We start from the raw sequence: 13,323 nt of genomic DNA, 5'->3' as shown, positions 1-13,323 counted from the left end.
GTGTTACAGCCCCTTTATTTTAAGAGTTTTCCTCTATAAATTGTGCTAAGTATAACTTACTATACATAGATTTTTTACGCATCAATTCTTCATGTGTGCCTTCTTCAAGCAATTCACCTTTATTATATAAAAGAATATTATCACATATCTGAGCTATATTACTTAACTTGTGAACTGTAAATATTATAGTTTTATTTTCAAAGTAAATGAGCAAATCTCTTATTATTTTGGAAGTAGTAATTGGATCTAAAGATGAGGTAGCTTCATCTAAAATTATAAGTTCAGGATTTTTTAATATTACTCTAGCTATGGATATTCTCTGTCTTTCCCCACCGGATAATTGCATTCCATTTTCACCTAAAGGGGTATCTAGTCCCTTAGGAAGTTTATCTAAAAATAGGTTGATACCGGATATTTCTAAGGCTCTATTTAGATCTTCTTCAGTAGCTGTTTTATTTACAAATAAAAGATTTTCTCTTAAGCTTGAAGAAAATAAAAATGTATCTTGAAAAACAATTCCAACAGTACTTCGAATCTTGCTTAAGCTAATATCATTAATGTTTTTATTATCAAAACTTATTTTACCTTCTTGGGCAGTATAAAAGCCCATAAGTAATTTACACATAGTGCTTTTACCAGAACCACTTTCACCAACAAAAGCAACTTTTTCTCCTTTATTGATAGTGAAAGACACATTATTTAAAATTTTAGTATCTTTATAAGCAAAACATAACTCTTTAACTTCTAATTTATTATAAAAAATATTTTCATTGAAGGAATCTTCTTTTGAAATATACTCACCTTCTTTATCAAGGATAGAAAAAATTCGTTCTATACTTACTAAAATTCTTTGGGTTTCTTGATAAAAGGATGTGAAATTAAGCATAGGATCTATAAGCAAGCCGTTATACATCATAAGGGCACTTAAGCCACCTATAGAAAGGGTGCCTGTCCCAACTTTATAACCACCTAAAACTATAATTAAACATATTATTCCCATAAAAAACGCACTATTTATACTACCAGTTACTATTGTGTATTTTTGTAGATTCAGTATTTTTTTATTAGTGCATAGACTACTTTGTGATATCTCATTTAAAGAGTTTTCTTCTTGCCCATAGGATTTTACTTCTTTTACACCACGAATAAATTCATTAAATTTACTCCATAAAATAGAATTAGAATCTCTTTCATCTTGAGATAAAGAGTGTATTTTAGGTCCTGTTTTAGTTATAAAGAAGCATAATAAAATTCCTATTGGAATCATAATTAAGGTTATACCAATATCTATTTTAGCCATATAATAAAAGCCAATTACAAACATAGATAGTTCTTTCAATATGAAAATTAGAGGTTTTAGTATACCGTCTACGGTTATAGTACTGTCCTGCATTAATTTAACTAATAAGTCCCCGGTTGTAGAGTCATCATAAAAAGATAAAGGTAAACTTTGCAACTTAGAAAACAACTCTATTCGCACTTTATGACCTATCTTAGCTTCTAAATTTGCACTTAGATATTGAAATATTCCAGTGAAAAATACATTTAATATATGAAGTATAAGATAAACAGCACTTACTAATAAAAAGCTTTTTATGGAATCACCATGTAAAGAATTAACACTTATGTCTATTGCTTTTTGAAGGTACTGAATAGGGTATATTGCAAAAAAGCTACTAAGTAAAAGTACTAATGCTGTAATACAAATTTGAAGTTTTAAGTCTTTACATAATTTGAATAATTTATATAATGGATATATAAATTTAGAGTTTTTTAATTTCATATTTTATCCTCCTTTGTTTTAAGTTTTAAGATTACAGGTATATAACTTGATTTTGAAGATATACCTTTTGCAGTTTAGCATTTTGAAGAAATAATTACAAGAAAATAAAGAAAATTCTATCAATATCTCAGATATTTTTATGAAATATTATTCATAAAAACTTTAAAGATATTTATTGCGATTTATACTATACTATAATATAAACTTAAAAGAAAAAGTAAATGAGGGATGGAAATGACGATTATAGGTATTATAGCACTTATTAACCTAATATTAACTGTATCTCTAATATTTATAGAGAGAAAAAAGCCCGAAGAAATGTTAACCTGGATTATTATATTATGGACAGTTCCTATTGTAGGCTTTATTGCTTACTTAATATTTGGAGGTACTATAACTATAAAATTATCTTATTGGAAGAGAAACAAGGATCTGTGTAAAGGATATTTAGAAGTTTTAAATAAACAATTACAAGAAATAAAAGCTTTTAATATTAATAAAGGTACAGAAAAATTTAAAGAATTACTTCCTATGATTCAATTTAATCTTAAAAATAATGAAAGTCTACTTTTAGAAAATAATGAAGCAACAGTAATAACTAGTGGAGAAGAAAAGTACAAGCTTTTATTTGAGGATATAAGAAATGCAAAGGAAAGCATTCATATAGAGTATTACACTATTCACCCTGATAGAGTAGGAGAGAAATTAATAAAATTACTAGAAGAAAAGGCAAAGGAGGGTGTAGAGGTTAGAATTATTTTTGATGGTATAGCAAATATAGCGACTAAAAGTAAATTTTATGAGAAGCTTATAAAAGATGGAGGATTTATTAGGAAATTTAGATTATGGGGTTTAGGTACTAATTTTAGAAATCATAGAAAAATAGTAGTTATTGATGGAAAGATAGCTTATACAGGGGGTATGAATATAGGAGAACAATATGCCAATGGGCATAAAAGAAAAAATCCTTGGAGAGATACCCATGTAAGGCTTTTAGGAGAAAGTGTAGGGATTCTTCAATATTATTTTATTAAGGATTGGTTTTATTTAAGTCGTGAGGGTAATGTACAGATAGATGTTGAAAATCTAGAAAAGTATTTTAAGTATAAGGAAACAAAGGAAATCTTACCTATACAGATATTAACTAGTGGAGTAGAGAGTAAGGAAAGTAATATAAAAATGGCCTATTGTAAGATGATAAATACTGCAAAGAAAAGAATATGTATTCAAACTCCCTATATAATTCCAGATGATATTATACTTAATGCCTTAAAAACCGCAGCGGCTTCAGGTGTGGAGGTTAATCTTATGATTCCTTTGATACCACCTAGTTTTTTATTAAAGGCAGTATCGGATTATTATATAGATGAACTTATAAAATATAATGTAAAAGTATTTCAATATAAGGGATATATACATGCAAAAACTCTTATAATTGATGATTACTTGACCTGTATAGGTTCTGTAAATTTAGATATTAGAAGTTTAGAACTTAATAATGAGATTTGTACTTTGTTTTATGATGATAAATTTACAATAGGATATTATGATATATTTAAGGAAGACTTAAAAAACACCATAGAACTAAATTATGAGCTTTTTAATAATAGAAGTTATGGAAGAAGAATTGTAGAGTCTATATTGAGGATTTTAGCACCTATAATATAAAAATAGTTTAATAATATATTAAAAACCATGTATTTAAATAGAATCATTGTTTAAGAACAATAGAACTATGAAAATACATGGTTTAATTTTAAGCTTACCAACCGCCAGAGGAACCTCCACCACCAGAGGAGCCACCACCGAATCCTCCACCACCGGAAGAACCTCCACCTCCAAATCCTCCACCAGAGCCACCACCGAAGCCACCGCCTCTTGGACCGTTTCTTCTATTAATAGCATTACTTATGAAAATGGCTTGGAATAGGGAGGAAAATACTCTACCTCTATTAAAAATTAAATCTAAGAAAAATAACAACATAACTATTCCAAAGATAATTCCAGCTCCAGTATTTTCAGAAGAATCATAGTTATTTTCTTGTAATTTAACATTAAGAGATTTATCTAAGGTTACGTTATATTCTTTTGCTATATAGTCACAAAAACTACTGTAGGAATTTACAAGTCCTTCACCAAAATTACCCTTAATAAAGCTTGGTTTTGCAAGGGATTCCATAATTCTATTGCTTAGAGCATCTGGAACAGCACCCTCTAGCCCACGGCCTACTTCTACTCTCCAAGCTTTATCATTTATAGCTAAGAGAATAAGTAAACCATTATCTTTTCCTTTTTGACCTATTCCCCAGGTCCTGAAGAGATTTACGGCGTATTCTTCAATTGGTACGCCCTGCGTTGAATCTATTATAACAACAGTAGCCTCAGCAGAAGTTTTGCTTTCTAGCTCCTTGCCTATAGATATAATATTCTCAGCTTCAGTTTGATTTACGACTCCAACGTAATCATTAATATACTTTAAATTACTTGGAGTAGGATAATTTGTAGCAGCATATGCAACAAAAGAAAATGTAAAAATAAATATAAAGAGAGAAGATAAAAATATTTTCAGTTTTGAAGATAAAGATTTAAGGTTCATACTTATTTTGTAAAGTCTACTTTAGGTACTTCTTGAGCACCTGCACTAGCTTTATATAGAGGTTTTTCTTCAAAACCTAATAAGGATGAAACTATATTACTAGGGAATCTTCTTCTCTTAGTATTGTAATTTGTAACGGCTGTATTATAATCTTGTCTTGCTATAGCAATTCTATTTTCAGTACCTTCTAGTTGGATAGATAAATCCTTAAAATTTTCATTTGATTTTAAATCAGGATATTTTTCTACTACAACAAGTAATCTAGATAATGCATTTGAAAGTTCACCATCAGCAGTTGCTTGATCAGATACATTAGATGCACCAGCAAGTTTACTTCTAGCATTAGCTATATCGGTGAAAATATCTTTCTCTTGAGTAGCATAGCCCTTAACAGTGCTAACTAAATTAGGAATCAAATCAGACCTTCTTTGAAGTTGAGTATCAATATTTGATTGTGCAGCATCTACCTTTTGTTCTAAAGATACTAAATTATTATATGTACCTATTATAGGAAAAGCTATAACTGCAATAATTGCTAAAACAATTAGTAATATTTTAACGCTTTTTTTCATGAAATCACCTCAATTCTATATATGATAGTATATCATAGTATATGTACAAATACTTAATAATATATACCATATTGGAAAAATTTAAATTTATATGGTGTATATTAAAATTAATACCTTAAGAATTAAAAAGATTTATAAAAACACTAATATTGAGCAAGGCAAAATTAAATAAAGCTTAAGTAGTTATATTTTTTATGAATTGTGAAGATAATTAAAAAGAATCTTTATATTAGAACAATTTTTTAAGTGCTTGTAAAGTCACTTTGAAATAAATATAATTAAATTCTTATATTAAGATTTTGACATAAGACATAATTAATTAACAAAGAGAGATAATTAAAATGAGAATTGTCTAGTATTTGTTTTGAAGGTGAAATGAATGAGATTAGATAAAAGTTTTTATGAAAAAAGTGCTTTAGAGTTAGCAAAGGATCTTTTAGGAAAGGTATTAGTACATGAGATAAATGGAGAGAGTTTAAAGGGAATAATTGTTGAAACAGAGGCATACATAGGGGCTATAGATAAAGCTTCACATGCTTATGGTGGGAAGATTACACCAAGTATAGAGGCGCTTTATAAAAAGCCTGGAACTATATATGTATATTCTGTATATGGTATGTATACCTGTTTCAATATAATAGCAGGTAAAGAGGGAGAAGCAGAAGGAGTACTTATAAGAGCTATAGAGCCTATAAAAGGAATAAATACCATGTCTCTTAGAAGATTTAACTTTCTTTTCAATAATTTAAATAAAACTCAGAAAAGATCTATAACTAATGGTCCAGCTAAACTTTGTATTGCAATGGGTATTGATAAGAGTTATAATTGCGCAAGCGTTATAAAAAATGACACTCTTTATGTTGAAGAAAATCCAAACTATGAATTTAACTATGAGGTTGTGGAAGCAAAAAGAGTAGGCATAGATTATGCAGAGGAAGCTGTTGATTTTCTTTGGAGATTTTATATAAAAGACAATTTCTATGTATCTAAAAAATAGAAAATAGATAGCTTGTTTAATATGGAATATATATTAAGAAGCTAATGCATTTTAAAGAAACATTAAGGCATTAGCTTCTTTATTTTTTATTATAAAAAAGTATAAGGATTGTTTTTAAAATATATACTTAAGTTAAGATACTTTTGCAATATCAATGATACTTACGAGTTAGTAATAAAACATATAATATATCAATTAATAATAGAGATCTCTAATAAAATAAAGAGTGAATTTATTTTATGCTACTAATGTTAAATATAAATTAAATATAAAGAGTAAAGAAGCTAATATGATATAATAACAAGATAAGTTTAATTATATTAAAAATAAAACAACATTTACAGTTCCAATACTGTTAAATAAAAATAAATGTTGATTTCAAAATATATTTGAAGGTATATTTTTAATTTATAGTTATTAAGAGGTGAGATTTTAATGAGTATTTTAGAGATAAGGGATTTGCATTATGAAGCAGATAATACAAAAATATTAAAGGGAATTTCCATGAAAATAGAAGAAGGTGATTGTGTATCTATAATTGGCTCTTCTGGAAGTGGAAAAAGTACCTTACTTAAAATATGTGCAGATTTAATTCCAATATCAAAGGGGGAACTGATTTATAGAGAGAAGAACTATAAGAGGTACAACCCTATTGAACTTAGAAGAAAAATAAGTTATTGTGTTCAATTACCACATCTTTTTGGGGATAAGGTTTATGAAAACTTAGAGTTTCCTTATAATATAAGAAAAGAGAAGATTGATAAAGGAAGAATTGTTAAGTTACTTGAGAAGTTCAATTTAGATGAGAGCTTCTTAGAAAAGGACATAAAGTCTTTATCAGGGGGAGAGAAGCAAAGAATATCAATTATTAGAAACTTAATTTATAAACCAGATATTTTATTGTTAGATGAAGCTACCTCTGCTTTAGATAAAGAGAATGCTATGGTTATAGAGAAATATATAGAAGAATTAAACAAAGAGGGAGTAACGGTTATATGGATTACCCATAGTTTAGAGCAAAGTGAGAGGATTTTTAACAAAAGAATTGAGATTTCAGAGGGGCAAGTAAAGAGTATAGAGAGGATTTAATAATGGATACAATATCTTTAATTATAGCATCAGCATTAATTATAATACCTATTTTTATTTCATATAAAGAACATTTAGCTTTAGAAAAAGAAATAGTAATTAGTATAGTAAGAGCAGTTATACAGCTTGTAATAGTTGGTTACGTATTAGATATAATTTTTGGATTAGAAAGACCAATATTTACAATAGCTTTAGTAATAATAATGATGATAAATGCAGCAGTTAATACTAAAAAAAGAGGGGAAGGTATTAAAAATGTAGTTTTAATATCCTTTATTTCCATGTTTATTGGAACAATGGTGGTACTTTCAGTTTTGTTAGTGGCTAAGGCAATAGAATTTACGCCTAATGAGGTTATACCAGTTGCAGGAATGGTTATAAGTAATTCTATGATTGCAATAGGATTAAGTTATAGGAATTTAAATAATTGTTTTAAAAATAGAAGAGTAGAGATTGAAGTTAAATTATCCTTAGGTGCAGATATTAAAGAGGCTTCTAAAGATATCTTAAGAGAAAGTATAAAGATAGCAATTATACCTACTATTGACTCAGCTAAAACCTTAGGAATAGTGGCCTTGCCAGGTATGATGACAGGACTTATATTAGCAGGTTCATCTCCCTTAATGGCAATTAAGTTTCAAATTATGGTTACTTTTATGATTTTATCATCTTCATCTATAGCTACTATGATGGCAACTTACTTATGTTATAAGGATTTCTTTAATGAAAGAAAGCAGTTGAAATAAAAAACATAAAATAAAAACTATGGTGTAAAATGAGTCCTATTTATAAATATAGCTTTATTATTTTAAGTCTATCTTTATAAATAGGGCTCTTATATTTTATTTCAATTATTATTTATAACTTTCATAAAGGTTTTAATGTATAAAACTATAGATAAAAAAAGTTATTGTTAAATATGGAATGAAGGTTAAATATATTATATTAAATATTAAGAAGCTTTATGGGTAGGAATATTATGTTATAATGTTAGGAAAGATTATTTAAATATATAGAGTATTAGTACATGGATTGGAGATAAGTTTTGGATAAAGTAAAAGATATTTTAAAAGAATATTATGGGTACAAGAATTTTAGAAGCAATCAAAGAGAGATAATAGATGATATAATTACAGGAAATGATGTTATGGCTATAATGCCAACAGGGGGAGGAAAGTCTATTTGTTATCAGATACCTGCTATGATACTAAGTGGAATAACTATAGTAGTTTCTCCGCTTATATCACTTATGAAGGATCAGGTTGATGCTATAAATAATATTGGAATAAACTCTGCATATATAAATTCATCACTTTCCACACTGGAAATAAATCAGATATTCTCAAAGGTTAAAGAGAATAATATAAAGATACTTTATGTGGCTCCAGAAAGATTGGAATCTAATGACTTCTTAAATTTAATAGCACAAATAGAAGTTTCTCAAATAGCTATTGATGAGGCACACTGTGTTTCTCAATGGGGTCATGATTTTAGAAGTAGTTATAAACATATAGCTAGTTTTATAAGATTATTAGAAAAAAGGCCAGTGGTATCAGCATTTACAGCAACTGCAACCAAAGAAGTTAGGGAAGATATTATAAGACTTTTAGAACTTAAGGATCCAAGGGTATTTATATCTAGCTTTGATAGAGAAAACCTAAAGATAGTAATAGAAAAAGCTGTTGATAAGAGAAGATATTTGACTGACTATTTAAGAAATAACAAAGAGTCAGGAATAATTTACTGTGCTACTAGAAAAGAAGTAGATTCTTTATATGAGTTATTAAAGCTTCAAAACATAAGCTGCACTAGATATCATGCAGGTATTTCTGATAATGAAAGAAAGGTTAATCAAGAAGATTTTGTTTATGATAGAGTTTCAGTAATGATTGCAACCAATGCTTTTGGTATGGGAATTGATAAGCCTAATATAAGATTTGTTATACATTATAATATGCCTAAAAATATAGAGGGATATTATCAAGAAATAGGTAGGGCAGGAAGAGATTCTAATGAGTCTGAGTGTATACTTTTATTTTCCTCTAGTGATGTACAGGTTCAAAGATATATGATAGATAGTTCATTAAATTCACCTATTAGAAAATCAAATGAACTTAGTAAATTGCAAAATATGATAGACTTGGTTTATTTCAATGGTTGTTATAGAAAGTTTATATTAAATTATTTTGGAGAAGAAAGAAAAGAGGATTGTAATAATTGCAGTAATTGTGAATTTACTGGAGAAGTTATAGACAAGACTGTGGAGGCACAGAAGGTTATTTCTTGTGTTTATAGAATGAAAAGACCTTATGGAATGGGGATGATTATAGATGTACTAAGGGGGTCTAAAAATAAGAAACTCTTAGACTTAGCATTAGATGAATTATCTACTTATGGTATAATGCAAGAAGTGTCAAAGGAAGAATTAAAAAACTTTATTAATACTTTAATTTCACAGGGATATATAAATTGTGTTGGGACATATCCTGTTATTCAATTGAATGAAAAGTCCTTTGAGTTATTAAAAGGAAACGAAAGAATTGTTTTAAAAGAAAAGATAAAGGTAGAGAAATTCTTTGAGGAAAATGAGTTATTTGAAATTCTTAAAGCTCTTAGAAGTAAAATTGCAAGTAAAGAAGGAGTGCCACCTTATATAGTTTTCGGAGATGGAACTTTAAAAGAAATGAGTATAAGAATGCCAGTAAATGAAAGTCAACTTTTAGATATAAGTGGAGTTGGAGAGAAAAAGTTAGATACATATGGAAAAGGATTTTTACAAAGTATCAAGGATTATGTTGATAAAAATGATTTAAAAGTAGAGTTTCATTATAGTGAAGGGCAGATTATAAAAAGGACTTCAAGTAAAAAGCCTTCTTATGAGGTTACAATTGATTGCATAAAAGAAAATAAATCTATTTTAGAAACAGCTAAAGAAAGAAATATTGCTGTATCAACTGTTATATCTCATATAAATAATTATATATCTGAAGAAAATAAGGTGGATTTTGAGGTGGACTTTTCAAGCTTATTTTCACAGGAAGAAGAAAAACAGGTAATGCAGGTTATAGAGAAAATAGGATATAACAAATTAAAGCCTATTAAGGAAGCGTTACCATATACTATAACTTATGATATTATTAAATATGTTATTTTAAAATATACTATGAACATTAGTAAGTAGTATTTATATTTATGTTATTTTTATATTTACGGTTATTAAATTAATTTACGGTTTACGCTTATGGGTATACTTTTGTACAAAGGGGAAATAGAGTAAAAGTGAAAGTAAACAATGTGAGTTTTAGTAAAAATATATTTAAACGAAAGAAGAGTATATGGATTATATTTGGATTTGTTATAGTAATAGGATTTAGTAGTATTCTTTCAGGAGACATAAGTTTAAAGGAGTCAATGAAGTTAAATAGGCTTATTGATTTTATAGAAGAAAATAAGGAGCTAAAGTTAAGTTCAAAAGAGATTAGTGAATTAAATAATAAGTTGCAAGAAATTATCAATAAAACTAATAATAATAAAACTAAAGTAAAGGCATATTTTATAATTGGATATTATGAGAATATTATTGGTGAGTACACAAGTTCAAATGAAAACATAAAAATATCCTTAGATTTTAATAAAGAAGATAGTACTTATTTAAAAGGAATATCAATTATGAGTCATAATGAAATGTCTAAGAATTACTTTGAACTTGGAAGGTATGAAGAGTCCAGTGAAAGTTTTAAAAAGGCAATAGAATTAGGAGACGATCACAAGTACAATAACTTAATTGCTAATATGTATATAAGCAGAGCTAATATTTTGCAAAATCAAGAGGGGAAAATTGGAATAGCCATAGAAATATTAAATAGGGCTAAGGCACTTAAACCAAGTAAAGAAATTTTAGCTAATATATATTTAAAATTAAGTAAGTATTATTTATTAGATAATAAATTAGATTTAGCTTTAGAATATAATATAAAGTCATTAAAGATAGCTAGGAAAGGTAGAATGAAAGCTTTAGAAGCAGATGCTTTAATTGAATTAGGAAGCACTTTTTCTTATAGTGATGATTATGAAAAATCTATTAGTATATTAAATAATGCTTTAATGCTAGAAGAGGTAAACTCTTCAAGGCAAAGAAAAATTAATACGCTAGCATATTTATCAGATTCGTACTGTGGCAATGGAGAGTATAATAAATCTCTTGAGATAGTAGAGGAACTTTTAAATGAAATAGAAAATTTAGATGAATATGAGAGACCAAAGGAATATGTTTGGGCATATACCATGGCTGCAGGCAATTTGAATTTGATTAATAAACCTAAGGAAGCAATAAAATATTTAGATAAAGCAAAAGCTGAATATAATAAGGGAAGTAAGGAAAAGTTATATTTAGATGCTGAGGTATATATAACTTCTGGATATGGAGATTGTTGGTATAATATGGGTGAATATGATAAAGCCTTAGAAGCCTATAAAGAAACAGTAGATACATTAAAAGAGAGAAATAGGGCATCCTCTGGATTATCAACTTCGCTTACCAAACTAAGACAGACCTATGGTGTTTTAAATGAATATGAAAAGGCTTATAAAGTAGAAGAGGAAAGAGAAGAAGTAGAAGGAGAAATAAGAAACAAAAATATTAAGCAATCACTTATCTATGTAAGTGAGAAGATAAAGGCAGAGGAAAATGAAGAGGATATAAATAGATTAAAGTTTCAAAGAACAATTGTGGCACTTATTATAATTGCTTTAATTGTGGTGTTGAGATTAAAATCAACAGAATATAGAAGAGAGTTAAAGTTGAAGGAAGAATATAATAAAAAACTAAAGGAATTAGCATTACGAGACTCGTTGACGGGAGTATGGAATAGAAGAAAGTTGCATGAAGTTATAAAGGACTTACAAGAGCTAGATAAGGAAAGAAAAGTTACTTTTATAATGATAGATATAGACTTCTTTAAATTATATAATGATAATTATGGACATTTAGAGGGGGATAAGGTCCTTCTACAAGTTGCTGAAACTTTACATAAGGTATTTGAAAATGATGTGGTTGGACGATATGGTGGAGAAGAATTTTATATATTATTAGATAATTATGATGGTGAATATATTGAACATAAACTAAAAAATTTAATAAATAAAATTAAAGAGTTAGATATTGAACATAAAAAATCACAGGTGAAGGATAGGGTATCTATTAGCATTGGAGCAAGTATAGGAAAAATTTATGATATAGATAATGTAATATTGAAAGCAGATAAAAATTTATATGAAGTTAAAGAAAATGGTAGAGATAATTATAAGATAACTGACTAATAAGTGAAAATATATAATTTTTAGTATTAAAGGTGATAATTATGGTGGAATTTTGTCTTTTAGGTAGTGGTGGGGAATAATAGCCTTCAGTTTATCTATTGCAGAGCCTAAAGAGTTTTTAGAAAATGCTACTGAAGTATTTAGTAACACTGAAATTGGAGAAGATAGAATAGAGAAAACTTTGCAGTTTAAAGACTAGGTTTAGATATACTATAACCTAGTCTTTTCTATTTGAATTTCTTATAGGTTAACTTTTAACAATAGTAATATGTAAATAATAGTATAAATATTGAAAGTTTATTTTATATTAAATTATAATGGTATTTGTAACCAGTGTAATAATATATTGATAAGTCAAGTTATCAAGGAGGAAACATGGAATTTTTAGAATTAGTTAAATTAAGAGAAAGTGTAAGGGGATATATAGATAAGAAAGTTGAAGAAGAAAAGATATTAAAATGTATAGAGGCTGCTAGACTTGCGCCATCTGCATGCAATTCCCAGCCATGGAAGTTCGTTGTTGTAAATGATAAAGAAATATTAAGTGAAATAAAAAACAAAATTTATGATTCTGTTATTGGAATAAATAAATTTGTATTAACTGCTCCAGTTATTATAGCTGTAGTTGGAGAAAAGAGAAATTTAACTTCAGCTATAGGCTCAAGTATTAAGAAGAAGGATTATACTTCTATGGACGTTGGTATAGCAGTAGAGCATTTATGCCTACAGGCTACAGAATTAGGATTAGGTACTTGTATTATAGGATGGTTCAAAAATGAAGAGATAAAAAAAGCCTTAGGTATTCCTAAAAATAGGGATATAGAACTAATAGTATCTTTGGGATATAATAATAATGAAAATCCTAGAGAGAAAAAGAGAAAAAACATAGAGGATATAGTAGCTTTTAATAAATATTAATATGATTTAGGCATAGAATAAATTGAAATATTATTTTACCTTATAAATA

The 13,323-nt window shown here is 27.7% G+C and carries 10 protein-coding genes; 7 read left to right on the top strand and 3 right to left on the bottom strand.

Annotated elements, in window-relative coordinates; all coding sequences use genetic code 11:
* Positions 1-19 precede the first annotated feature (19 nt).
* Entirely contained in the window at positions 20-1,783 is a 1,764-nt protein-coding gene (locus tag BUA48_RS04390; RefSeq protein WP_072830451.1) for an ABC transporter ATP-binding protein, read from the bottom strand.
* Between the two features lie 234 nt (positions 1,784-2,017).
* On the opposite strand from BUA48_RS04390, the gene cls reads away from it, so the two are divergent.
* Positions 2,018-3,451 carry a cardiolipin synthase gene (cls, locus tag BUA48_RS04385; RefSeq protein WP_178138943.1) on the top strand — a complete coding sequence of 478 codons (1,434 nt, stop codon included), beginning with the start codon at positions 2,018-2,020 and terminating at the stop codon, positions 3,449-3,451.
* Between the two features lie 94 nt (positions 3,452-3,545).
* On the opposite strand, the gene BUA48_RS04380 is transcribed toward cls, so the two are convergent.
* Both BUA48_RS04380 and BUA48_RS04375 read right to left on the bottom strand, forming a co-directional pair.
* The gene (locus tag BUA48_RS04380; RefSeq protein WP_072830447.1) at positions 3,546-4,379 is read right to left on the bottom strand and encodes a TPM domain-containing protein; all 834 of its coding nucleotides are present in this window, start codon (positions 4,377-4,379) and stop codon (positions 3,546-3,548) included.
* 2 nt (positions 4,380-4,381) lie between these two features.
* Complete coding sequence (locus tag BUA48_RS04375) at positions 4,382-4,951, bottom strand: LemA family protein (protein ID WP_072830445.1); 570 nt, start codon at positions 4,949-4,951, stop codon at positions 4,382-4,384.
* Between the two features lie 379 nt (positions 4,952-5,330).
* Here BUA48_RS04375 and BUA48_RS04370 point away from each other — a divergent pair, with 379 nt between their 5' ends.
* The 6 genes from BUA48_RS04370 (at position 5,331) to BUA48_RS04345 (ending at position 13,274) form a co-directional block, all read left to right on the top strand.
* The gene (locus tag BUA48_RS04370; RefSeq protein ID WP_072830443.1) at positions 5,331-5,948 is read left to right on the top strand and encodes a DNA-3-methyladenine glycosylase; all 618 of its coding nucleotides are present in this window, start codon (positions 5,331-5,333) and stop codon (positions 5,946-5,948) included.
* A gap of 435 nt (positions 5,949-6,383) precedes the next feature.
* On the top strand, positions 6,384-7,037 hold the full coding sequence (locus BUA48_RS04365) for an ABC transporter ATP-binding protein (RefSeq protein WP_072830441.1): 654 nt from the start codon (positions 6,384-6,386) through the stop codon (positions 7,035-7,037).
* Between the two features lie 2 nt (positions 7,038-7,039).
* Positions 7,040-7,783, top strand: a complete 744-nt coding sequence (locus BUA48_RS04360; protein WP_072830439.1) for an ABC transporter permease — start codon at positions 7,040-7,042, stop codon at positions 7,781-7,783.
* Between the two features lie 299 nt (positions 7,784-8,082).
* Positions 8,083-10,218, top strand: a complete 2,136-nt coding sequence (gene recQ / locus BUA48_RS04355) for a DNA helicase RecQ (RefSeq protein WP_072830437.1) — start codon at positions 8,083-8,085, stop codon at positions 10,216-10,218.
* Between the two features lie 98 nt (positions 10,219-10,316).
* Positions 10,317-12,356, top strand: coding sequence for a tetratricopeptide repeat-containing diguanylate cyclase (locus tag BUA48_RS04350; RefSeq protein ID WP_072830435.1), 2,040 nt, complete (start codon positions 10,317-10,319; stop codon positions 12,354-12,356).
* Positions 12,357-12,731: 375 nt separating this feature from the next.
* A complete protein-coding gene (locus tag BUA48_RS04345; protein ID WP_072830433.1) occupies positions 12,732-13,274 on the top strand; it encodes a nitroreductase family protein in 543 nt (180 codons plus the stop codon).
* The last annotated feature ends 49 nt before the right edge of the window (positions 13,275-13,323 follow it).

It is taken from the genome of Clostridium collagenovorans DSM 3089, assembly GCF_900130005.1.
In the GTDB taxonomy this organism is placed as follows: Bacteria; Bacillota; Clostridia; order Clostridiales; family Clostridiaceae; genus Clostridium_D; species Clostridium_D collagenovorans.
Note: the sequence above shows the minus strand (reverse complement) of the source record. Positions and strands in the feature narration are given on the sequence as shown.

Excerpts from the sequence above, each read along its gene's own strand:
- BUA48_RS04390 (WP_072830451.1), bottom strand. The coding sequence starts at position 1,783 with ATGAAATTAAAAAACTCTAAATTTATATATCCATTATATAAATTATTC.
- BUA48_RS04345 (WP_072830433.1), top strand. The coding sequence starts at position 12,732 with ATGGAATTTTTAGAATTAGTTAAATTAAGAGAAAGTGTAAGGGGATAT.
- cls (WP_178138943.1), top strand. The coding sequence starts at position 2,018 with ATGACGATTATAGGTATTATAGCACTTATTAACCTAATATTAACTGTA.
- BUA48_RS04365 (WP_072830441.1), top strand. The coding sequence starts at position 6,384 with ATGAGTATTTTAGAGATAAGGGATTTGCATTATGAAGCAGATAATACA.
- BUA48_RS04380 (WP_072830447.1), bottom strand. The coding sequence starts at position 4,379 with ATGAACCTTAAATCTTTATCTTCAAAACTGAAAATATTTTTATCTTCT.
- BUA48_RS04375 (WP_072830445.1), bottom strand. The coding sequence starts at position 4,951 with ATGAAAAAAAGCGTTAAAATATTACTAATTGTTTTAGCAATTATTGCA.
- BUA48_RS04370 (WP_072830443.1), top strand. The coding sequence starts at position 5,331 with ATGAGATTAGATAAAAGTTTTTATGAAAAAAGTGCTTTAGAGTTAGCA.
- BUA48_RS04360 (WP_072830439.1), top strand. The coding sequence starts at position 7,040 with ATGGATACAATATCTTTAATTATAGCATCAGCATTAATTATAATACCT.